Origin of the sequence: Akkermansia sp. N21116 (assembly GCF_029854705.2) — a bacterium.
GTDB lineage: Bacteria > Verrucomicrobiota > Verrucomicrobiia > Verrucomicrobiales > Akkermansiaceae > Akkermansia.
Map to the genome: position 1 here is coordinate 1,693,959 of NZ_CP139035.1, position 23,925 is coordinate 1,717,883.

Genomic DNA, 23,925 nt, shown 5'->3' on the forward strand with positions numbered 1-23,925 from the left:
TTTGTCATTTTGGATATTCGTTCAAGTTGGGCATTGTCCCGGGCCCCTGCGGCATGTAGAAAAGGAATAGGTTTGTTGCAGCACAATTCATGATCCGGCCCCTACAGTTCATTCAGAAAAAAATCGGACATTGGCGCTTGCGTATGTTGCGTTTGCTTGCCGGGCACTTGCCTTGGTTGAGCCGGGATGACGGTTCCATGCGCCGCGATGCCGGGACGGTCGTCGATTTGTTTGCGACTATTTTGATGAGGCACCGGCATATCAATGCCAAGGATGCCGATGCTGCCTTGGATATTTTGCGGTATACGTTTCCGGAGGTTGAACATTACTGGTTGGCGTCCCGTCTGGAACAATCCATGTCTGCTTCCTATACGGTACGTGAAGTGCTGGCCGCCGCCGCCGCCGGACGCGACGAAGCGGAACGCATAGCCATTGCTTTGGAAGTATTGTCCTTGTTGAAGAATTCGGGAGATCAGTCTTCCCTGGGCAATCTGTTTGAACGTGTCACTTACGGTCTTGAGCTTCCCGGCGCCGCCGAGGGGCTGATGAATCTGTTGAATGTTCCAGGGACTGAAGCGGAAGATCCGGCCTTTAGCGTTAGTTTTTCTTCATCCGGAAGAGGCGAGGTTGCCCTTCCGGAATCGGATGCGGGGGTAGAATTTCGCTTGATTCGTTGTTCTCGCCTGGTGATGGTCGTCAATGACGGGAAGAAATCCCTGATTGTCCGCGGCCGTCCTTTGGCTCCCGGGCGGGCCATGCCGTTGACGGTGGGGCAGGTTGTCGTCATTCCTTCCGGCCCGATCAGTTACGAAGACTTTAACTTTTTCCTGGAAGCCAAGCGAACCGGGAGGAAGGAAGCTTTCTTCTTCTTTGTTCAGCACGACAGCCTCCAGATCACGCGTGTCCGTAATCGTAACAGTTTGTTGAAGATCATGATGGGATTGCAGGGAGATGTGACGATCCTGCGTCCCGATGTCGATTTCCGAGTCGGAAACAAAAAGGTTGAACCGGGGGAAATTACCGAACTTTCCTACCATACTCCCTTCATGTTGCAGGGAGCTGGTCCGTTCCTTCTCAACGATATCAAGGAAGTGACTTCCGATATCGGCAAGCAGTTCCAGATCGATCCTGCTGCACGTAAAGTACGTGTGACGAATATGCCGGAAAAGGCTCGCAAAGGGGATTTGCTGTTGACTCCCGGATTGGCTTCGGACGTCGTGTTCGAGGTATCGTTCTCCAGCGATACCAGTTCCGGGACACTGGATGTTTTGGAGGCAGCCAGCCACATATCCGTCAATAACAGAGTCGTGCGCGGTCAGATGGAGTTGCAGGATGGCGATATCATCAACCTGAATGCCTTCCAGAGTTTGAGGTGCAATTTTTCCTCAGGCGTTCTGGATGAAGAATACAACGCCATCCGTTCGCTGTGCGTCGAGAGTGTGACGAAGGATTTTCCTCGTTCCGGTCGTGTTGTGGACAATATTGACTTTGAAGTCAAACGCGGCGAGATGGTGTGCATTCTTGGTCCGAGCGGATCCGGGAAGAGTACTCTTCTTTCTATTTTGGCGGGGCACTTGCGCCCGACTCGCGGTCGTGTCCGCTACAATGAACAACGCCTTTACGAACAGCCGGAAAACCTGCGTCCCTATATCGCGTTCATTCCCCGTGAGGATATCTTGGATGCTTCCATGTCCGTGGCTGAACACATCGCCCAGGCTACTATTGTCCGGCGCCCGCGTCTCCAGCGTGCGGAACGCATGCGACGCGTCAATGCCATCCTGAAATTTTTGGGATTGACGCATATTGCTTCCCGCCGTGTTGGGGGGCCTCATGAACGAATGATTTCCGATGGGGAGAGAACCCGTCTGAATCTGGGGCTGGATTTGACGGGGGGGTCCGACGTCTTTCTGATGGACGAGCCGATCAGCGGGCTATCGTCCAGCGATGCTACCAAGGTTGTTGAAACGTTGGAACGTCTGCGGCGCGACAAAATCGTTATTGCCACGATGCACCGTCCGAGTGCCAACCTGATGAATCGCTTCGATAAGATTCTCGTGCTTGACCATGGCGGGCAAATGGCTTTTTGGGGGGAACCTGCGGCGATGATGCACTATTTCCGCAAGGCTGCGACTGATATGGGGATTCAGGTTTCGGCGGACAGCATCAAGGCTGGTGGCGCTGATTATGTCTTTGAAGTTTTGGAGGCTCCCTTGCAGTGGCACGACAGACGGCGTCTCCAGCATCCCCGTCTCTGGCAGGAACGCTTTGAAGGCTTCCGGTTCCGCAATTCAATGGGAGCCGATTTTGGAGCGGCACTGCCGAAAACCATGCTGGGAACCAGCGATATCATTCCTCCGCCTCCCAAACGTTCCGTCATTCAGTTTTGGAGGTTGTTCCGCCTGTGGCTGGTGCGTACCTTTCTCGGGAGGGTTCGCAGCCGGATGGGCTTGTACACAACTTTGCTGGAAGGTCCTTTACTGGCTCTGCTGATAGCGATGACCCTGCGGGCATCGTCAACTCCGGTGTTTACCTTCAAGACAGCGTTGCACATTCCTCCATACTTGTTTTTATCGTCTGTTGTGGCGATGTTTTTTGGTTTGACCGGAGCGGCGAGTGAGATATTGAAGGATAATCCGTTGCTCAAACGCGAAAGCAATTACCGTGTTTTCGTATCGGGGTATATCGCGGCCAAGGCTTTGGTGTTGACCTTTCTTGCCGCTATTCAGTCCGCTTTGTACTTGGTCATAGGCAACGCCATTTTGCAGGTGAATGAGATGTTCGTGTCGTATTGGTTGATCATGGTGCTGACGGCATTTGTCGGTGTCAGTATTTCTCTGCTTGTATCTGTTTTTGCCAAGACCGAACGCGTTGCGTTGAATATGGTGCCCCTCGTACTGATCCCGCAGGTATTGCTGGCTGGGGCGATGATTCCGTTCGAGGAGATGAATCAGTTCATCCCCTGGTCGGCTCACAGGACGGATGAGAATGGTAGGTTAAAGCCCGGACGAGTCCCTCTTGTGGCCGAAGCGTGTCCGTTGAGATACTCCTATGAAATGTTCGTTGTGGATCAGGCAACCAATAATCTGTGGGAATTGGAACGTTCTAAAATTCAGAAAAGCGTCGATATCCTGAAGAACAAGCCCGGCATGCTTACCTCGGCGGAAAAGGATAAGATGCGTATGTTGCTACGCGGGTTGACGGCTATTTCATCCCTGGAAGCTACCGACGCGGACGAGGCAAAGCGCCATTTGCGCGCGCTACGCCGGTATGCCATGGGGGATTCCGAAGAGGGACTTGATGCCTATATCAAGGATTTGGAGAAGGTCAAAAAACAGACGATGGTGTCGTATTTCGTCAATGACCGTATCCAGGGTATTTACGAATTTGCCGAAGCCCAGCGACAGAGCCGCGAAACGGTAGATCGTCCGACGATTTTCCTGGCCCATCTTCAGCCCATTCCCTGGATGGGAGACGGCAAACTTCCGGACGATCCCGGCTATAGCGCAGACCATGGTACAGTGGAAACCTTGTGGAAGGACGGGGTCGTCCTGTTTCTCATGGGATTGATTCCCCTGGTTGTTGCCGGATGGGCCGTGAAGAAACGCATGGAAGTCAAAGTGCCCGTGACCCGTTTTTGACGATTGGGGTGGGAGTGCCGGTGAAATGTCTTCCCTTGATTCGGCAGGAGAGGTAGAATCTTTCTGCCTTCGACAGGGGAGCATGCCGTGCTGAGACAGGATACCCGTTCCGCGTATCCGAAACCCTCCGAACCTGATAAGGTTAATACCTTCGCAGGGAGTCGCTGAGTTAGGTCCTGCCGTGCATGGATCTCTGAAGGAGGTTGTTTTATCTTCATCAACGTTCCTTCCATGACTGACAACACCAAGAATGTTTGCCTTTCCTACCCCGGATCGTCCCGCGTGTATGTCGCCGGGAAACTTTTCCCCGGGATTCGCGTTCCCTTCCGCGAAGTTTCCCTGAGTGAAACCATCTTTCCCGACGGTTGCCGGGAAGACAATGCTCCTGTCCGGTTGTACGATTGTTCCGGTCCCTGGGGGGACGATTCTTTCTGTGGATCTGCTGATCAGGGAATTCCCTCGTTAAGGAAGGATTGGATTACTTCCCGTGGCGATGTGAAAACGGTGGAGAACTCCCACGGCTCATGTCTTGTTTCGGACGGCTCCCATCCGGTAACTCAGCGGTGGTATGCATCTCAGGGAATGGTGACTCAGGAAATGGAGTTTGTCGCCATCCGTGAAAATCTGGGAAGGGAAGCAGCCTTCAAGGCGGTGTATGACCGCTTTCCCCATGAGAAGACGAGACCGGAAGAAGCGGAACGCATGCTTGAAAGTCTTTCCGTAATGCCGCGACCTTCCGCTCTGGAAGCGGAAGAAGGATTCGGTCCCGGCAGTCTGGTCCGTCGTGACAGCCTTGATTTCCAGCATCCCGGAGAACGGCGCTGCGGATGCCGGATGCCGGTTTTCTACACGCCGGAATTTGTCCGTGACGAAATTGCTTCGGGCCGTGCTCTGATTCCCGCCAATATCAATCATCCCGAGTGTGAACCGATGATTATCGGTCGCAATTTCCTGGTTAAGATCAATGCTAATATCGGCAATTCCGCTCTCGGTTCAAGTTTGGAGGAAGAGGTGGAGAAATTGCGATGGGCTATTCATTGGGGGGCGGATACTGTCATGGACTTGTCCACGGGAAATGACATCCATGCCACCCGTGAAGGTATTCTCCGCAACTCCCCCGTTCCCATTGGCACGGTTCCCGTGTATCAGGCTTTGGAAAAAGTTCATGGAAGAGTAGAGCAGCTGACGTGGGAGATCTTCCGAGATACGCTTGTAGAGCAGGCGGAACAGGGCGTCGATTACGTGACCGTGCATGCCGGGCTTTTGCAGCGGTTCATTGCCCATACGGCCCGCCGTATGACCGGTATTGTGTCGCGCGGCGGCTCCATTATGGCTCAGTGGAGCATGCTCCACGGCAGGGAAAACTTCCTCTACGATCATTGGGACGAAGTGTGTTCCATTCTTGCCGCCTACGATGTGGCCGTGTCCATCGGGGATGGTTTGAGACCTGGTTCCATTGCGGATGCCAATGACTTTGCCCAACTGGCGGAATTGGAAGTGCAGGGAGAGTTGACCAAACGCGCCTGGGACAAAGGGGTGCAGGTGATGAATGAAGGCCCGGGGCATGTTCCCATGCACCTGATTGCCGAAAACATGAACAAGCAGTTGGAGTGGTGTATGGAGGCGCCGTTCTATACCTTGGGGCCGTTGGCTAGCGATATTGCCCCCGGTTATGACCATATCACCGGAGCTTTGGGGGGCGCTGTGATCGGTCAACTCGGATGTTCTATGCTCTGTTATGTCACGCGGAAGGAACACCTGGGATTGCCGGACAGGGAGGATGTCCGCGAGGGAGTCGTGACCTACAAGTTGGCTGCCCATGCGGCCGATCTTGCCAAGGGACATCCTTTTGCGCAATACAGGGACAACGCTCTCTCCAAGGCTCGTTTCGAATTCCGTTGGGAAGATCAGTTCAACCTCTCGCTGGATCCGCAGAGAGCTCGTGAATACCACGACCTGACGCTGCCGCATGCCAATGCAAAGAACGCTCATTTTTGTTCCATGTGCGGCCCCAATTTCTGTGCCATGCGTTTGTCCCAGGATATTCGTAAAATGGCCGGGGAGAACGAGCCTGAATCCTGAACAAACCGGAGATTTGATCCTGATGAACGGAGAGAAAGCAGCCTTTGATTTCTTCTGAAAAAGTTTGTTGTAAGGGCGAATTGGATTGTCAGCAAGGGACTCATATGCCAAAAGAACGGTTGTTTCCCTATGAAAAATCAATTCCTGCTCCTGATATTGACCGGCATTGTGGCTGCAAGCTCCGTGCTTGAAGCCAGGGTGTGGACTAATGGGAACGGAGCGACGATTTCGGGAAACCTGGTCGAGGTACGCGATGCTGAATTGGATATCCTGCTGGCCGACGGGAGGCGGGTAACGATTCCCCGTAAGATTTTGTCCGGAGTGGACAATGCCTATGCCGATGAATGGCTGCGCCGTTCTCGCGATGGAGAAGGACCTCCTCCGGAGGACCAGTTCCCTCAGCCGCAGCAAGTAACGGATACGAGTACTGACAAGAAGGTTGTGCCGACCAATTGGATGGATCCGTGGCCGAAAAAGTCGGGATATGATGGCGTCATTATGTTCAAGGTCCTTCAGCAGCTGGACGGGTACAGCGTCTATGAGTCCGATCATTTCCGGATAGAATCTCCCAAACCTTTGGATCGTACGGAGCTGGATGCCTTGTTCATCCGGTTTGAATCGGCTTTGGCCGCTTTGGCCGCGCTGCCGTTTAACCTTCGCTTGGCAATGGCTCCTCCGGTGCGGTATGTGATACGAGTTTCTTTCGACGATGCCGGCTGGAAAGAATCCGGGGGAGGCGACGGTGAAATGATCGGGGTTTCCGGTACACATTTTATCGTCCGCTTGAATAGGACGGATCCGGATTTTCCTGTTAGTATTGAATTGAGAAAGAGAGCGACGATTCCGGATTTTTCCTACTTGAAGCCCATCCATATCATGACCCATTGGGTCATGCAGTTCTTGGGCAAAATCTATTGGCTGAACGAGGGACTGGCTTCCTACATGGAGGTGATGCCGGAAAAGGAAGGCATGTTCGATTACGAACATGACATCGCTTTGTCGGCCCGTTCCGTTCCGCGTACAATCCGTAAAAGCAGCCTTTCCCTTCCTTCCTTGGAGAAGATTTTGACTCAGGAAGGTGCCCCTCAAGGTTCCGAACGGGACTTGATGAGGATGAAAGCCGGTGTTTTGTTGGTTACCGTGTTCTTTATTCGCATGGATCGTGGCGGAGGAGAAATGAAAAATCTGCGTCGTTACCTCCAGCAGATCCAGCGCGATGGAAAGGGGAATCCGGTTGAGTTGCTTCTCGATGGCAGAACATGGAAGGAATTGGAAAATGAGATAGTCGACGCATGGCGTCCTCACCGCGTAATCCTGAAATTCGACAGCAAGTGATGCCGGTGTCCGAATGCCATTGGCAACGGTTGGCATGCACGCAATTAAGCATTGATCGCGGACAGGAGGCATAGTAGTTCATCCGTATGATACGAAGCGTTCGCGGATGGTTGTTGTCACTGGGTATGGTTTGTACTGTCCTGGCGGTCGATTCATGTCCGGGAGCTGTTTCTGAACCACCTCCTCTGGATCCCGGGGTTTTCATCGGTGTTCCGTCTCTTGCTCCGTCCCGGGGCGAGGGTAGAGGGGCAGCCGTTGTGCCGGCCTCGGAAAATATTCCGACTGCGGAACCCGTAGCGGAGGAGAATATCCCGACTGCGGTGCCGGTATCCCCCGAGGAGCTGGCTCCAGCCAATACTCAGGCCGTCCAAGTGCCCGTTATACCCAAGGCATCCCAAATCCCGGTGGATCAGAACAAGACTCAGGTTGCCATCCTGTGCTATCATGATTTTAGCGAGGAAAAACCTGTGACGGAGATGCGTATGCGTACCTCTGTTTTCCGTCGTCAGATGCAGGCATTGAAGGATGCAGGCATGCCCGTTATTACCCTGAAAGAATTCAGGGAATGGAAGAATGGCGACCGTCGCCTTCCGGAGTATTGTGTGATGATCACGGTCGACGATGGCTGGAAAAGCCTCTATACGGACGCCTTTCCGGTGTTGAAGGAAATGGAATTTCCGTTCACGGTGTTTCCCTATACCAATTATTTGACTGGCCGGGGGGCGTCGTTGAGTATTGAACAGGTTAAGGAAATGGTGCGTGCCGGGGCTACTCTCGGAAGCCATTCCACAAGCCATCTCTACCCCTCGGCATGGAAGCGAGTCCAGCGTAAGGGGCAGGAAGCCTATTCCACTCTGATCGACCGGGAAATCGGCAAGTCTCGGGAGTGGCTGCAGGCCAATTTTAATGTACCGATTGAATTCTACTGTTATCCCGGAGGGTATCATACGCCGGAAATGATCGAAAAACTGCCGACATACGGTTACGTGGGCGCTGTGACAGTCGTCCAGAGGAAGACCTTGCATGAAACGGACAATTGGCAGATTCCCCGTTACGTCGTATTTGGCAACAATCCGAGGATTTTTGCCAATGCCGTGACGTTCCATCCTTTGGGAGAATCGGGGGCTTCGGGGGTATCCGATTCCGGGGCAGGAAGCATATCGGTTGCCTCCATGTCTTCCTCATTGCTTCCTCCTCCTATGCAAACTGTTCAGCCTACTGCCAATGCCGTGATTGCGGATCTAGCTCCCGTCATATCGATTGATTTGAGTAATGAACGGGATGTAAATCCGGACTCTATTGTGATGATGATCAATGGATTGGGTAAAGTTCCCGCTTCCTATGATCCCGTCCGGAAAATGTATTCCTGGAAAGCGAACCGTCCGTTCCGTGTCGATACCGTGACCGTATTCGTATCCTGGAAAACCTTTTCTTCTTCCCAGCCTCAGAGTGTCCGGTGGCAATTCGGTGTGTCGGAACCCAAGTCTCATTATGTGCCGGCAAATGTTGTAAAGTGACACTCTCTTCAATTTGGTGTTGACCTTAGGAACAAAATTGTGTTGATTGCGGGCATGGGTTCGCCATGGAGCGGATCACAGACTTCTATGGAAGCCCGTGGCACGGGCAGGCAATAGATGGGGAATACCGGTGAAAATCCGGAGCTGTACCGCAACTGTAAACGGAAGCATGCTTTCGCAAGCCAGAAAACCAGCCATGGGAGTTGTCCTATTTGACCGGCGAAGTACCGGTTTTAAGGCGTTACAACTATGATATGCTATAGAAAAGCACTCGAAATGGGTGCTATTGCTGTCGGTCTGGCCCTTGTGGCTTCAGGCCAAGTCTCTCTCGGAGCGAATGCTGACAATCAGTCGGCAACCCAGCCAGCCGGTGCTCAGGAGCAGAAAACTGTACCTGCCCAGACTGTCGCCGTCTTACCGGAAATGACTGTTTCCTCCCACTATGTAGGAGTGCCATACACGTCTTCCGGCGTCTCTGTGAGTATTATTGATCCGAAGGCTTTCGAAGAACGCGGGATTGAAACTCTTTCCGGTGCTCTTGCCCGCACTCCTGGCGTGTATATGCTGGAAGACGGCAGTGTTGGTCAGCGTGGATCCATGGGATACATGACTGTTCGCGGTGTTAATTTGGCTGGCGGTACATCTTTGATGATCGACGGCATGCGCGTATCCGATGTGCGTAATGCCATGTCGTACGACAGTCTTGGTTCCGGCCCTGGACAACTTTATGGCCAGGGTAGCCTCTTTGACTTGGGTGGCGCGGAACTTGTCAAAGGACCTCAAGGGGCCGTCTACGGCAACAACTCGTATGCCGGCGTTTTGGCTCTTTCTACACCGGAAGGATCGGGCAAACCCTCCCTTTCCATTTTCAACGAGGCCGGTTCTTTTGGTTCCTATACGGGAACGGTGACGTCTCAGGGCAAAATCAAAAAACTGGGTTATTTTGTAGGAGTCGGTTTTGAAACGACCGAAAACGATCTTCATTATTTGGGGGCTTCCGGTCCTTATGCCTACCCCAATCCGGGACAAGCCAATAATTACGGTGATTTTCGCCAATGGCAGGAAGCTCTGCGCCTGACCTATGATATTAACAAGGACAACAAGTTGAGCTTGACCTACCGCCGGATGGATTCGCAATTGGACAATCCGAGTTTAGTTTATGGAGCAACAGGTTCGACTGTTGAGCGCGACCGTTTCGATATGCGCAGCAACTTGTTGACTGCAACGTTGGATTCCAACATCAACAAGATCTGGTCGACTACCTTCATGATGGGGTACTATGACCGCCATTTTAAGGATAACCTGATCGACGGAAACTCCTGGACGGATCACAGCAAGTTTCAGATGGAATGGCGTAATGCATTGACGTGGAATAGGGAATGGAAAACAATCCTTGGCATGGCCTGGGATCGTACGGATTACAACTGTTTGAATAATTACGTCGATATCGACGAAATGGAGAGCAATCTCGCCTGGTTTGCCGAACAGATGTGGTCTCCGACCCGTTATCTGGATTTCAGTGCCGTCGGCCGTTTGGAACACAGCACCATCTGGAACAACAATGCTACATGGCGTTTTGCCGGATCATGGAAAGTAAACGGCCGTGAAGATTCTCCGACTCGAATTTTCGGTTCCGTTGGTTCCGGTTTCCGCGCTCCTTCCGAATGGGAACGCTACGCGAACTGCAATATAGGAGGCTGGTCGTATATCGGCAACCCTGATTTGAAAATTTCCCGTTCCCTTGGCGGCGATCTGGGCATTGAACAGCGTCTCGTCAAGAACCATTACCTGACGGTTACCGGTTTCTGGACGCGTATTAATGACATGATCAATCCCAAAACGGGTTATACGACTCCCGGCGACTATTCTACCGCCTTCTCCACATGGGAAAATACAAGTCATGGCACGATGACTGGGGTGGAAACTTCCCTGCGCGGGGAATTCAGCTGCGCCTGGAAACCCGGCTACACCCTTGGCTACACCTACGTGATGCCCAAGGATAATGATGGCAAACAGCTTCTCGGGACGGCTCGCAATACGGTCAGCGGTGAAATCCATGTTTCACCTCTGGAACGCCTGACTACCGGTCTTGGTATTTTGTCCGCCAGCAACCGTTGCGATACATCGACATCGGGCGGCAAGTATCTGGATGATTATGTAACGCTGCGTTGGTTTGTCCGTTATAAAGTGACGGACAACATGACTCTGCATTTCCGTGTGGAAAACCTTCTCAACGAGAAATACATCGTGACGAACGACTACAACTTCGGTGCCTTGCAGGCCCGTGGAATCGGGGTGTTCGGCGGTGTTACCCTTGAGTTCTAAAGATCGTTTCTTCATATTGTTGTTGAATTGCTGAAAAGGTCCATCCCTGTCGGGAATCCTCATGTTCGGTAGGCGAAGACCGGACGGAAGATTCTTCTGCGGGGATGGATTCTTTTTTCTGATGGATGAACGGCGGTTTTTCCCGCATGATATCTCCCGATGCTCAAGTGGTTGTCAATCATGGCTGCGGCATTTGCCGCCGTATTCCTGGCAGGAGTATGGTGGTTGTCGCGCGATGTAAGGGAAGGACTGGATACGGGGAAGATGACCATGGCTTCGGGACGCGATGGCATGCCCGCGTATTTTGAAGGATTTGTCGGGCGTTGGAATCGGGAGGTTGCCCATTGGCTTTCTTCGGAAGTTGAACGATTGAAGAGGGAAGGAGGGGATCCGGGGGAACTTGATTTGTTGAAAAAGCGGACCCTGTCGGGTGATTTTTTACAGATACTCCCCTCTTCGTCACTGCCGGGAGGACTCGTTTGGCAGGATGGTATGGACCAGCCGGATATTGGTGATCCGAGAGCCATGAAAGGCGGTGAAATCGATATTTGGGGAGGAGTGATGTTCCCTTCCACGTTTCGCCCTTTTGGCCCGGAGAGTACTAGTTTCTTCGGCTATTCGATGTACGGTCAGGTAGATATGAAACTGGTTGCCATCCATCCCCAGACCGAAGAGATTATTCCAGGTCTGGCGGATCGTTGGGCCGTGTCCGGCGATGGAAGGAAGATCTACTTTCATCTGGCTCCTGAGGCTGCCTATTCGGACGGTTCTCCGATCAAGGCGATGGACTTTATCCTGTACCTTTGCCTGAGGACGAGTCCGGCTGTCAAGGATTCCCTCTATTCCAATGAGGTCAAGAAACAATTGGCCGGTATCCGCGTGTACGGGGATGACATTTTGGAGATGGAATTGCCCCGTGCCGTTCCGTGGGCTCCTTTCAAGGCTGCCGGTCTTCTAGCCCCGGCTCATCCGGGATTTTACGCGGATTTCAATGCCGGATACGTGGATAGATACCAGTGGCGCATTCCTCCCGGAACGGGAGGATATATTCTGGATGCGAACCGAATTGTCCGGGGTAGGGCGCTGACGTTGAAGCGAGTGAAAAACTGGTGGGCAGCCGACAGGAAATACTATCGTTATTCGTGCAACGTGGATGCGATTACGCATCACTTTTTCCGGTCGGATACAAAGGCGTATGAGATGTTTCGTCTCGGGCAGTTGGATTATTTGACGGTGTATAAGCCAGAATTGTGGGAAGCTCTTCTTCAGATTCCTCCCGTCCTCGACGGGTATGTTGAGATGGTTTCCTTTACCCGTCGGTTTCCGGAGCCTCCCTATGGCATTTACCTGAATACGGGAGCTCCGCCACTTGACAATATTGATGTCCGGACGGGGCTGTTATATGCCATGCCGATGCAGGAAATACTCGATAGCTTGTTCCGGGGGTACTTTTCCCGGTTGTGTTCTCTAACGGACGGATATGGCAGTATGACGGCTGATCTGGCATGGCCGGATTATTCGCCCACGAAGGCGCGAGCGTATTTTGCCCGTGCCGGATATAGCCGGGTGGGACCGGACGGTATTCTTGTCAATGGGCGTGGAGACCGTCTTTCTATTGAATTGGCATATGCCGAACTTTCGCCATTGATCGGCAATGTTTGCCGCAAACTGAAGGAGGGAGCCAGGGCTTGCGGGGTTGACTTGCGACTGAATCCGTTGGACGGTTCTGTGTGTGCCCGCAAGGTGAATGAAAAAAGGCATATGGCTGTGTTTTGGGCGACGATGTTCGATTACCCCGTCCCGAATCTCTTTCCGATGCTCCATTCATCCCAGGGCAGGGATGCTGCGGGGAGGCTTGTCTCCAATACGGAGAATGTGTTTTCCATAGCCGATGCGGAATTGGACAGTGCGTTGGCGGAAGCCGCGGAAGCTTCCGGCAGGGATGATCTACGGAGGGCTCTCAAGAGGATTCAAACACGAGTTCGCGATTTGGCCATTTGGGTGCCCGGCTGGAAGGACGATTCTGCAAGGATGGCTTATTGGAGATGGATTCAGTGGCCGGATTCGGAGACGACGCGTTTTTGTTATCCTATTATTTTCAACCCATTGGAGTCACATCTTTACTGGATTGATCCGACTATACGACAGGAGGTGAATGAGGCCAGGAGAGAGGGGAGGAAGTTCCCCGAATCCGTGAAGAGGATTTCCCCGATTGAGCCGGAAGGATGATCGCCGGGAAGGCGATTGCCGGAATATGAGGAATTGCGGGTTTTTGACTTGGCAATTGGAGAATATGTGTACAATAAGGAGTAAAGGATATTCCGCGTCTTCTGCTATGAGCTGGAGGCGGACTTTTGGAACCCGATAAGCTTATTTTGACACCCATGGAAGAAGACCTGAAACAATTAGCCGTTCAATCGCTTGAAACTCTCCTCCAATCGCTTGGTTTCGAAGGGACTGTAACTCCTGAAGAGATGGACAATATCATTTGCCTCCAGATTAGTTCTCCGGACGCAAAATTCCTGATTGGAGAAGATGGAGACCGCCTGGATGATTTGCAGTATCTCGTCAACAGGATGATTCAGCACAAAATCCCGGATGCTCCTAGGGTGAAGGTGGATTGTGATTCTTACCGTCAGCGTCATGAGAAGAAGCTTCTCGACAAGGCGCTCTCCATTGCGGAAAAAGTTAAGGAAACGGGCAAGCCTATGAAATTGTATCCCTTGAATGCGTACCACCGTATGCTTGTTCATAATGCCTTGAAAGAAGTTCCCGGTATTGTGACGGAGTCTGAAGAGGGCAATGCCCGGTTCAAACGGATTACGATTCGTCCGGAATGATGAGGATGGTTCGATCTACGGAAAAGGGCTCCTGCCGATTCCTGTTGAAGCGATGGATTTATGGGTTCCTCGTGCTTGTAGCGGGGGGGGCATGGCAGGTTTACGGTGCGGTCGAATGGTCTCTTTCTCCGGAAGGTTCTGAAATACGTGCACGCTCGGCAAAAAAGGATATACTTTATCTTTACGTGTCTTCACAGCCGGGGCCGGCGGAGAAAGGATGGATGCAGTGGTTGGATTCCTCCCGGTTTGATGAATCGGGATTGGACGGTAGTTTTGTATTCTGCAAATTGGAGCTTCCTTCCGGAAGGGTTAATCCTGGCAGTCCGGTTACATCGGAGGTGTTGGGGCGTGCCGCGCGTCATGGCGTGAGAATGTTGCCGACGATGATTCTTTGCGATGAGAAGGGCAAGCCGTATGCGATGGCAGTTGGAGGATCCCGGAATGATGATGAGGCGGATGCCCTGGCGGCCAGGCTTCTTCTCTTGCGCGGGGAGAAAGTCAAGCGTGATGAAATGCTGGCCCGTGCTTACGCTGCGCAGGATCCGGAGGAGGCCGCTTCCATGGTGCTTCTTGCCCTGGAACATGTTCCGGTAGAATCCTGGGCTCTCCATTATGCTGCATGCATGCACATGCTGGAGAAATCCTCCTGTGCCGATGCCAGGTATCTAGAAGCTGTTGCTGCGTCAAAGCGTATCCTTCATGAAGAGGCGTTGGGGGATCTGGTCCATAAGTTTTCCTTGCTTGTCGGGGAAAAGGAAAGGGAAGATGTTTTGAAGGGCTTTTTGCATTTTTTAGAGGAAAAGGATCTGGAAACACCGACAAGGCAATGCGTGCTTGTAGCCTATGTTTATCCTTTGTTAGTCAATAGGTGTCGGGAACTCTTCCGAAAAATAGGTTCCAACTCACCTGAACTTGAGAAAACATTCAACCGTTCTGTGGAGGTCTTGGAAGAAGCTCGAGATCTGGATCCTGCCTCCTACTGGGGACGAATGGCACATGAAACCCGCGAGAATTTGAGGAAGGCTCGCTTGGCTGCCGCTCGCTACGATTGATCCCTTTGATCGAAGTCCTGCGAATACAAAAAACCGCCATTCCGTGAAAGAATAGCGGTTTTTTGTCAGAAGAAAAATCCTGTAATGAACGAGGAAGAAACCGGGTTAGCAGCTCAATTCGCGGCAGAGGTCGATGATTTCGGGATTGACCGAATATTTTTGGCCGGCAACGGCATTCAGCGATGTTGTGGCGTAACTCCCGTCGCGGTAGACCATGATCTGGTTGTTGTTACCCTTGTGCAGAGCTTCTACGGCACGGGTGGCGAAACGTGTCGCCATCAGGCGGTCTCTCGCAGTCGGGGAGCCGCCGCGCTGAACATGGCCCAGAACGGTGAGGCGTGTATCCATCCCCGTTTTTTCATTGAGCCAGCGAGTCAGATACTGAGCGACACGCGTTCCTTCGGCGACGACGGCGATGATGTAGCCGATGCCTTCTTCGATTTGAGGGCTCAGACGGCGGTAGATGGAGTCGAGGTCGTAGGGGATTTCAGGAACAATACAGATATCAGCGCTGCTGCAGAGAGCCGTGGTCATGGCCAGATATCCGCAATCGCGCCCCATCGTTTCCACGACAAATGCCCGGTGATGTGACTGAGCCGTGTCACGGATGGAATCAATACAATTGAGAATGACGTTTTGGGCGGTGTCTACACCGAGGCAGTAGTCCGTCGACGCAATATCATTGTCGATCGTGGCGGGAATCCCGGCAAACGGGACTTCGAAATCATTGTAAAAGTCGTTGAGGGCTCGGAAGGATCCGTCTCCTCCCATGATGATCAGTTTTTCAATGCCTTTGGCCTTCAGGTGTTCGTAGGCCTGTTTGCGATATTCGTACTGGAAAAACCTTTTGGAACGTGAGGAACGCAGAAGCGTGCCGCCGCGGTAAATCAGTTCATTGGTAAGGTTGCGGGATGGTTCTTCAATCTTTCCGTCGATGAGTCCTTCCAGTCCGTCGTATACCACGTATGGACGCATTGAGAGATGTCGTGCATGGTCCACGGCGGCCTTGATGGCGGGATTCATTCCTGCTGCATCACCGCCCGATGTCATAATGGCTATTCCACTCATTGGCTGAAGGTATCGTTAGTAGTTCCGAAATTTAGCGTATATGATGTGGGAGGAAAAGCAAGTCCCGAGTTTTTTGCTGGCACGATATAGGTGGAATAGGCATGATTCCGGCATGGTATCAATCGCAGACCAATTGCTCCAGGCTTCCGCGTTTCTGGCGGATGAGATGGATTCCCTGTCGTTTTCCTTCCCCGTCGCTTATACGTATAATCCGCTAAAGTATGCGTGGGCTCCGTATGAACAATATGTACGCCGGTATGGAGATTCGAAGAAGAGGACTTTTTTTCTGGGGATGAATCCCGGTCCTTTCGGGATGGCCCAGACGGGTGTTCCGTTCGGGGAAGTGGATGCTGTCAAGAACTGGCTGGGTATTGAAGCTGCCGTGGGGAAGCCTTCCCTCATGCATCCGAAAAGGCCTGTGGATGGATTTGCATGTAAGCGCTCCGAGGTAAGCGGCAGGAGATTGTGGGGGCTCTTTCGTGATGTCTATGGAACTCCGGAAACATTTTTCAAGGATCATTTCGTCGTTAATTTTTGCCCGCTTGTCTGGATGTCCGAATCCGGAGCCAACGTTACTCCGGACAAGCTGTCCGCAGACATTCAGGAGCGTATTGACGCTCTGTGTCTGTCTCATCTTGAGAGTATGATACGGATTATGGAGCCGGAAATCCTTGTCGGTGTAGGAGCTTACGCGACGAATAAATTGAAAGATGCCTCCTCTGCCATGCCGGATCGTACGTTTACCATCGGTACTCTTCTGCATCCTAGTCCTGCGAGTCCGGTTGCCAATAAGTTTTGGCCTCAGCGTCCCATGGAACAGCTGCGCGACCTGGGTATTCTGCCCGTCGGTAAATAAACGGGAGGCGTAATAAGAGAAGCGCCTCCATCGTCCGGGACGGTGGAGGCGGGAAAATAGTGTTCCTCCCTGAAAGGGGGGAAGAACGAATAGATTGGCGGGATTATTCTCCTGGGACGACGGTTGCGTCTTTGGGGCCTTTTACTCCCTGCTTGAATGGATCGAACGGGATGGCTCCGGTAATACGGAGGCTTCCATCGGGAAGATAGACGAGAGAAGGCTGGTAACCATTGATTCGCTTGTAGTATTGCAGGGATTTCCTGGTTCCGTCCGGAGCGATGATTGCCCCGGCGTAGATGGTTGGTGTCGTCAAAAAAAGAACATGGAGGTTAGCCTTGGAATCAATGCGGCATGCCGGGTCGAAGAAGCTCAACCATTCCCCGAGTCCCGTGGCATTGATGGGAGTACCCACCTCTCCGTCCTTGACTTGAACGTACAGGTGGGATTTTTGGTTATTTTTCATGCTGCAGACGACGTACTTGCATCGGCGGCCTCCCGGAGGAGTTGCGATCTGGGACCAGACGGGCATGCCGGACATGATGGTGAACATTTTTTTGCCCGAGGAAAACATGGTGCGCATGTCCGGGCCGCGGACAAGGGCTGTCGCCTTGTAGTTGCCGTCACGGGAAAAGTCGTAGAAGTGGCGCAGGTTGATTCGGCGGGAAACGCTTTTACCGGTGGGGATGGAGAGTGGAGGAAAGTTGGCGAAGCGCGATTGGGGCAGGGGCATGCCGCCGTCGTTGCTTTCGACGTTGATGTCGAGCCAGGAGATTTGGTCGCTGCTGCTCAGATGGATGGGAGCTCCGGTGTTGTTGCTGATGGTTAGGCGAACGGTGACAGGTTCTCCGCTGAGGAATTGTTTTTTGATTGGTTCCATTCTGACGATCAACTGGGAAAACGCCGGGAGGCAGAGAGCTCCTAGAAGAAGAATGAATGATAGGATACGTTGCATGATAGAAGGGGATGGTGTACGAGAATCGATGGCAGATTGTTTTACTGGAAGATTCGCAGGTACGACGACTTCCGATGTTATTTATGTATGTATGACCGGTGAGGGGGATAAATCAAGGGAATTATTGTTCGTGAACGGTACGGAAACCAATTGTTTTGGATCTGATGTCCTGGGATGGAACGTAGATGACTCGTTGTTTTCCGGGGAGTCCGCTATGTCCTCCGCAGACAATGGGGCGTTCCGCTTCCATAGGCATGGAGGGATCTTTTCCTTCACTGGATGTCCATTCCGATACTCCGGAATTAAAACCGCACAGGTTGTGTTCTCCCACGTCCCGGAGATAGTTGTCAACAGGACCCATAGGATCTTGCCCGTGCGTAGAAACCCGGTCGGCAATCGTTTTCCATTCTTCCAAGGTAGGAAGGCGGTATCCTTTCCATTTGGCATAGGCATAGGCATCCCAGAAATCGACGTTGAAGACAGGCGTCCGCATACTCATGGCATAGTCTTCCCAGACCTTGCCATGTTGGGCGGCATCGAGCATGGCCTCCCAGTCGAGAGGGGTGTGACCGGTTTTTCCTGGAGGCTGATTGGGATGGTCGTATGACTTGCGTCCCTGTTCCGGCATGTTCTTGATGGAGTCGAGAAAGTTTTTGTAGGCGCCGATGGTGACTTCGTATGCGTCGCAGATAAGGATGGGGGCTCCGTTTCCCGGATTGATGGGGATTCCCATATGGTCGCGCCCATCGAAAACGGGATGTGTCAGTTTAGGTTTTGTAGCGGTGGAATGATGATCCGGATCATTGTTGCCGATGAGAAGGAAAACCGCTCCGGCGGCAAGGATGGCGACAATGGCGACCAGAAGGATCTTGTAACGGGATAAAGGAGAAACAGGAGATTGTTCAAGAAGTCCAGTGGTGGCGTTTTGCCCGATCCCCAACTGGTCTTCGACGGTATCCACCATTTCGGCTACGTGCTGCCAGGTGAGCGTTTTTCCTTCCTGCCCGTCCCGCATCCAGGTGGCAATAGTACCTATGCGGGTGGCTCCGGGCACGTTGGGGGTGATAAGGGAGGGAAGAATGTTGCCGAGGGAGATCATGTCCAGGGCAGATGTGTCCGGCTTTCTTGTCCCGGGAATGACCGGGTTGATCATGCGGAATCCTCCGCTCGAGTCTTCAAAAAAGGAATCGGGAGAAATGGGAGAAGTGGCGAGATTGTGGGAATCGAAGAATTCTTCTGCCTTGCTGACGGTTTTCAGTAGCTCCAGAAGTTGATGGGTGCTAAAGGTTTTCCCGATGCTGATGGCATTGGCCAGGCTGGCCCCATCCGGTTTTTCATAGCTGAAGTACCATTTCCCGTCGGTCTTGCTGGCTTCGTAAACGGTGGTGAAAAGGGGAGAATCGACTGATGCTTTGACACGGACCTCATGAAGAAACTCCTGGATGGATTCCTCGGTACTCGTTTCCGGATCGGGCATTTCCAGGATGACTTTGCGGCTTGTGCTAATTTGGATGGCGTCAAAATACAACCGGCCATCCTTTTCTTTGATCAGGGAAAGAAGCGTGTAGTCGCCTAGAGTACAGGGGAAGGAAAGTGTCATGAGGGAGGAAATGCAGGGTTATTGAGCTGCGGGAAGGAAGTCGGACATTTGTTGGGCGTCAAGAATAGAAGAACCTCCTTCTTTGGGGGGAAGGAGCCCTTCTCCGTAATTGTCGTCCTGGTAGGGTACATCCGGTTTTTTCATCTGCATTTGCTCGATGAGGAACAGAACGCGTGGAGAGGCGTAGCAGTCCATGGGCTCTCCTTTGTAATAGAGTTTGGCGGTGAATCCGAAATATTTGAGATCGCCGTAGGCGGCGATTGCCTCTTCGGTCAGAGGAGGCATGTGGTAGCGGACTTCAAGGGTTTCCTCCCCGTCAGCCCAGTCAACGGGTTCGCTCATCCAGCGGACCTGGGGTTCTTCCGCTCGCGTCAATTCGATTTTTCGTCCATTGACGGAATCGTAGAAGAGGATGGGGATGTAGAGGTCTTCCGGGCGGATATTGAGCCCTTCTTTCATGAGAATGGGAATGGTCAGGACGACGCGTTGTCCGTCTCCCGCGTTTTCTTCCTTGTACTCCAGAATGGTACCGAAAGCCATGTCGCCCCGTCTATCGGACGGAGCCTCGAAACCGGTCTCGAGGTGTTTGGCGGCCATTTGGCAGTATTTGCCGGCTTTGTCGCGCATAGTGAATACTTTGAGGAAGTATTCACGGGACTTTTCGGCATTGCGCAGAGCCTCGTAAGCGAGGCCGAAATAGTAGAGGAGGACGGGATTGCCCGGTTCAAGAGCCGAAGCTTCTTCGAGTTTGAGAACGGATTTTCTCATGTCTCCTTCGATTTGGGCATAACGGGCTTCCTTGAGAAGCTGGGCAAGCTGTGGGGGAAGGGGGATATCCGGTTCTTTGCGGGTCTTGTTTTCGGCGTAATCCTGTACATTGTTCGGTTGACGGATAACGGGCGGAGCAATGACAGAAGGCTGGGAACCTGAGGATTTTTGATCGGCATCCCGTAGCATTTCCTCAACGGTTCGCGGCCTGATAGATGTGATGAGTTCGTCGGGTAGGGGGGGCTGTGGCTTGTCGGGCACGGGATCTTTCTTGTCAGGAACCGGCTGTTGTATAACGAGCGGTGGAGGGGACGAAAGCTTGAGTGTCAGTGCGATGCCTACTGCCATCAACTGAATGAAGGCAAGGCAGCCAAGCACAATGTATACGCGGCGCAAGGCCTTTGTTGATTTTGGGGGATGAGGCATCTCGGTCTGCTGCATGAAACTCGTTGGGCTGCTCTGTTTAATCTACTCTTCCTGTCCCGCTCTGTGAAACAAAAAATAAGAGTTGCCGAGCTTATCCGGCCTGAGGAAGAAGAGCAAGGGACTTTATTGAGGTTTCCGGCTTTTCTTTTGACCGTATATGTCCGGAGATATCTGGAGGGGAAGGGATATCATGTTTCGTTTTGAGATAGGATATTGTCCGGGAGGATCGACTGTTTTCAAGGAGGCTCTTTCCAAGCCATTCTGCTTCATGTGGTTGAAGATACACTGGGTAATAGCCTGAAAGCACTGAAAGGAAAAACTTATCATACGGTACTTCATTCTGTGGATTTGGTGTATCCGTTGTCGTATGAAAATAAGCGAATTAAATATGTAGGGTACTGAAAGGAAATTGTACTCGTGTGCGTATTCATCCCTGGTATGAAAAGCTTTTTCCCATTATTGTTGATGTGCATGGTGTGTTCCGGAGCTGAATTTGTCTTTTTGGATGGAGCAACGCCTTCTCTTGTCGGCAGCCATATATCGACTCAGGGGGGATTTTTGAGATATTGGGATGGCGTTGGCAGTGGTGCAGAATGGAAATTTGCCATTTCGGAGAAAGGAATGTATTATCTGAATTTAAAAATGGCATCTCCGGCTGGCCAGGGCGGAGTTGCGGAAATTATCCTGGATGGGAAGAAGGTCTGCGATTGGAATGTCCCTTCAACGAAGGATTTCAATGATTTCAAGACAGTTCGCGTTTGGCAGGGACAATTGGAGGCCGGAGAACATACGTTTCGGATTGTGGCTGGAAAGTTAAACCAACAGTATTTCATGGATGTGAAATACGGTTTTTTATCTTCCGATTCCTCCGAAAGAGCCTGGGAGGATGCAGTCGGTAGAGAATGCGCGAAAATTGAAGAGACAATGAGTAATGTTTCGTCCTGGAACGAGTCTTTGGTTGTAGCTTCCGGACTGTTGAGGAATGGCAGATTGTTGCCGGATTCGGAGAACCGCCTTCGTGTTTTGCTGGAGAATGGGTTTCCTCACCAGGAAGTATGGCTTCGTCAGGATCTGGGCAAGGGAGGAATGGAGCTGCTGCTTTCGGAGGATTCCGTTGTGTTGATTCGGGGTGCGGTGGAGAGAATGCTGGTCAATATCCCGGAACTGAAGATTTTTTCGGATGAGATCACTAGACTGAAACAACATCCGGATGCCTCTTTCTCCCAGTGGTGCGGATTGTATGAACGCATGGGCTATGCAAGGCGCCAGATCCGTTTGGATCGAATCAGGACAAAGTCTCCGAAGTTTATTTTTGCGAAACACCATGTTTTTGGCAGTGTCTCCGGCATTTATTTGATTACGGAGACGGAGGGATCCAACAAGAAATCAGCCCTTTGTACTCTGGATTTAACGCAGGACAAGGATGGTGTTTTTGCCCGTGAGGAAATGCTGGTTGATCCAGGGGAGGGGAGTGTCCGGGATCCTGAGCTTTCCTTCGATGGAACGAAGCTTCTTTTTGCGATGCGTCCGACGAGGAAGAATTACAATTCAACTTTTTTCCCGGGCAAGAGCCAGGGGGATGTCAATCTGGCTTCATCGGGATGTCCGGAAAGCAATTATCAGATTTACGAACTGGATCGTACGACTGGCAGGACTCGCCCGTTGACGACTCCTGAAACTTATGGCTCCAGCATGGAACCCTGTTATCTGCCCAATGGTGACATCATGTTCAGTTCCTCCCGCATCGTCCAGCACATTACCTGCGGGTGGGGAGACCTGAGCAATCTGTTTATCATGAACAAAGACGGCAAGTATGCCCGCCGTGTCGGATTCGATCAAACGAATACGGCTTTTCCGAGCTTGCTCAATGACGGTCGCGTGATTTTCACGAGGCGCGACTACAATGATCGCGGCCAGTCCTCGGCCCATGCCCTCTTCCAGATGAATCCCGACGGGACGGCGCAGACGGAGTTCTACGGCAACCAGACTGGGTTGCCCAACAGCTTCCATCATGCGCGGGCTATCCCGAACTCCAACAAGGTGATTTGCATTATCGGCGGATACCACACGACGCAGGGAGGCAAGCTGGCTCTAATGGATGTTTCCAAGGGTGTGGAATTGGATCAGGGAATCGTGGAAATGCCCGGATACAGGACGCCGAAAAGCGGCAATGGTTATGATGACCAGTATGGCAAACAGGGGGAACAGTTTTCCAATCCCTATGCATTGACGGAACGCGATTACCTTGTGTCGATAGCCCCGCACAACGGAGCCGATTATTCCCTGTATTACTTGAATGACAAAGGAGAACGGGAACTTCTGGCGTCAGACCCGGGCACTTCCTGCCTGCAGGTGATTCCGGATGCTCCGCGCAAGCGTCCGGGAGTGCGTCCCTCCGAGGTTGATTACACGAAGGATGAGGGTATTTTTTATGTACAGAATGTATACTATGGCGAAGCGGCCCAAGGGATTGAACCGGGAAGCGTCAAGAAGATCCGCGTGATTGAAATGATGTACAAAAATGCAACGATTGGCTCGGCAATGGGTAAAGGTCCCGGAGGTTGCTGGGATACTGTGATGCCGACGGGACATGGCCTTGCCTCCTTCGATTCGAAGAAGATTATCGGCGATGCAACGGTCTATGAAGACGGTTCGGCGATGTTCAAGGCACCTGCTCGCAAGCCTGTATACTTCCAGCTTCTGGATTGTAAAAACCGGGTCATTCAGACGATGCGCTCGTGGGCGACGCTGATGCCGGCAGAGAAGTTTTCATGCGTCGGCTGCCATGAGGACAAAAACAAGACGCCGCTCAACCCGCTGCGTCGTACGATTGCGTCGATGAAGCCGGCGGAGGAACTTGAGCCTTTTTATGGTCCACCTCGCGCCTTCAGTTATATTCATGAGGTACAGCCCGTGTTCGACAAGCATTGCATAGCCTGTCACCGCGAGGGAGGGGAAGGGAAGAAGCTTTTATTGACGTCCAAGCCTTATGTGGATGATCCGGCGGCTAAACGTCGGTATTACCGTTCCTATTTCGAACTGACGAAGGCACGTCCGGAAAATGGTCACAAACCTGAGGAATTCGGATTCTATCCCTCGGATAAGGTATGGGGACCGCGTATTCTGGGGCAGCGTCTGCCGGACGAACCGAACAAGTATGTATCGTGGTACACCCGGTTTGAACTGATGCACCAGTATCCTCCCTACAGGGCTGGGGCCGTCCGTAGCGGATTGGTCAAACTGCTCGAAAAAGGGCACAAAAATGTCAAATTGACTCAGGAAGAATGGGATAAGATCTGTGCATGGATCGACTTGAATATTCCATTTGCCGGGGAGTACGATGAATCCAATATCTGGTCGGATACAGAAAAGGCCTTCTATAGGGCAAGGGTGAACGAACGTGCCAGAAACGAGGCCATCGAAGCTCGCCATATCCGTGAAATGATTCAATCCGGCCACAAATAAC

Annotated in this window: 14 protein-coding genes and 2 riboswitches; of the genes, 10 read left to right on the top strand and 4 right to left on the bottom strand. The window is 52.2% G+C overall.

Annotation, left to right across the window (positions count from 1 at the left end; all coding sequences use genetic code 11):
• Positions 1 to 89: 89 nt before the first annotated feature.
• The 8 genes from QET93_RS06555 (at position 90) to QET93_RS06590 (ending at position 14,789) form a co-directional block, all read left to right on the top strand.
• Positions 90 to 3,638, top strand: coding sequence for an ATP-binding cassette domain-containing protein (locus QET93_RS06555; RefSeq protein WP_280132954.1), 3,549 nt, complete (start codon positions 90 to 92; stop codon positions 3,636 to 3,638).
• A 64-nt stretch (positions 3,639 to 3,702) separates the two neighbouring features.
• Positions 3,703 to 3,815: riboswitch (TPP riboswitch) on the top strand.
• Positions 3,816 to 3,869: 54 nt separating this feature from the next.
• Entirely contained in the window at positions 3,870 to 5,720 is a 1,851-nt protein-coding gene (gene thiC / locus QET93_RS06560; RefSeq protein WP_280132953.1) for a phosphomethylpyrimidine synthase ThiC, read from the top strand.
• 129 nt (positions 5,721 to 5,849) lie between these two features.
• A complete protein-coding gene (locus QET93_RS06565) occupies positions 5,850 to 7,055 on the top strand; it encodes a hypothetical protein (protein WP_280132952.1) in 1,206 nt (401 codons plus the stop codon).
• An 86-nt stretch (positions 7,056 to 7,141) separates the two neighbouring features.
• Entirely contained in the window at positions 7,142 to 8,572 is a 1,431-nt protein-coding gene (locus QET93_RS06570; protein WP_280132951.1) for a polysaccharide deacetylase family protein, read from the top strand.
• Positions 8,573 to 8,653: 81 nt separating this feature from the next.
• Positions 8,654 to 8,786, top strand: a riboswitch (cobalamin riboswitch).
• A gap of 62 nt (positions 8,787 to 8,848) precedes the next feature.
• A complete protein-coding gene (locus QET93_RS06575) occupies positions 8,849 to 10,897 on the top strand; it encodes a TonB-dependent receptor (RefSeq protein WP_322190155.1) in 2,049 nt (682 codons plus the stop codon).
• Between the two features lie 180 nt (positions 10,898 to 11,077).
• Positions 11,078 to 13,126 (top strand): ABC transporter substrate-binding protein, encoded by a 2,049-nt coding sequence (locus tag QET93_RS06580; protein WP_322190156.1) that lies wholly within the window; start codon positions 11,078 to 11,080, stop codon positions 13,124 to 13,126.
• 155 nt (positions 13,127 to 13,281) lie between these two features.
• Positions 13,282 to 13,737, top strand: coding sequence for a R3H domain-containing nucleic acid-binding protein (locus tag QET93_RS06585; protein WP_280126379.1), 456 nt, complete (start codon positions 13,282 to 13,284; stop codon positions 13,735 to 13,737).
• A 5-nt stretch (positions 13,738 to 13,742) separates the two neighbouring features.
• Positions 13,743 to 14,789, top strand: coding sequence for a hypothetical protein (locus QET93_RS06590; RefSeq protein ID WP_322190157.1), 1,047 nt, complete (start codon positions 13,743 to 13,745; stop codon positions 14,787 to 14,789).
• Positions 14,790 to 14,894: 105 nt separating this feature from the next.
• Here QET93_RS06590 and QET93_RS06595 read toward each other — a convergent pair whose 3' ends face one another.
• Positions 14,895 to 15,857, bottom strand: coding sequence for a 6-phosphofructokinase (locus QET93_RS06595; RefSeq protein ID WP_280132947.1), 963 nt, complete (start codon positions 15,855 to 15,857; stop codon positions 14,895 to 14,897).
• Between the two features lie 112 nt (positions 15,858 to 15,969).
• Between QET93_RS06595 and QET93_RS06600 the strand changes: the two genes are divergently transcribed.
• Positions 15,970 to 16,713, top strand: a complete 744-nt coding sequence (locus QET93_RS06600) for a uracil-DNA glycosylase family protein (RefSeq protein WP_280132946.1) — start codon at positions 15,970 to 15,972, stop codon at positions 16,711 to 16,713.
• Between the two features lie 103 nt (positions 16,714 to 16,816).
• On the opposite strand, the gene QET93_RS06605 is transcribed toward QET93_RS06600, so the two are convergent.
• The 3 genes from QET93_RS06605 to QET93_RS06615 all read right to left on the bottom strand — a co-directional run bounded on the left by QET93_RS06605 (position 16,817) and on the right by QET93_RS06615 (position 20,459).
• The gene (locus QET93_RS06605; protein ID WP_280126383.1) at positions 16,817 to 17,665 is read right to left on the bottom strand and encodes a hypothetical protein; all 849 of its coding nucleotides are present in this window, start codon (positions 17,663 to 17,665) and stop codon (positions 16,817 to 16,819) included.
• A 121-nt stretch (positions 17,666 to 17,786) separates the two neighbouring features.
• Positions 17,787 to 19,265 (bottom strand): SUMF1/EgtB/PvdO family nonheme iron enzyme, encoded by a 1,479-nt coding sequence (locus QET93_RS06610; RefSeq protein WP_280132945.1) that lies wholly within the window; start codon positions 19,263 to 19,265, stop codon positions 17,787 to 17,789.
• Positions 19,266 to 19,283: 18 nt separating this feature from the next.
• On the bottom strand, positions 19,284 to 20,459 hold the full coding sequence (locus QET93_RS06615; protein ID WP_322190158.1) for a hypothetical protein: 1,176 nt from the start codon (positions 20,457 to 20,459) through the stop codon (positions 19,284 to 19,286).
• 438 nt (positions 20,460 to 20,897) lie between these two features.
• On the opposite strand from QET93_RS06615, the gene QET93_RS06620 reads away from it, so the two are divergent.
• Positions 20,898 to 23,924 carry a hypothetical protein gene (locus QET93_RS06620; protein ID WP_322190159.1) on the top strand — a complete coding sequence of 1,009 codons (3,027 nt, stop codon included), beginning with the start codon at positions 20,898 to 20,900 and terminating at the stop codon, positions 23,922 to 23,924.
• The last annotated feature ends 1 nt before the right edge of the window (position 23,925 follow it).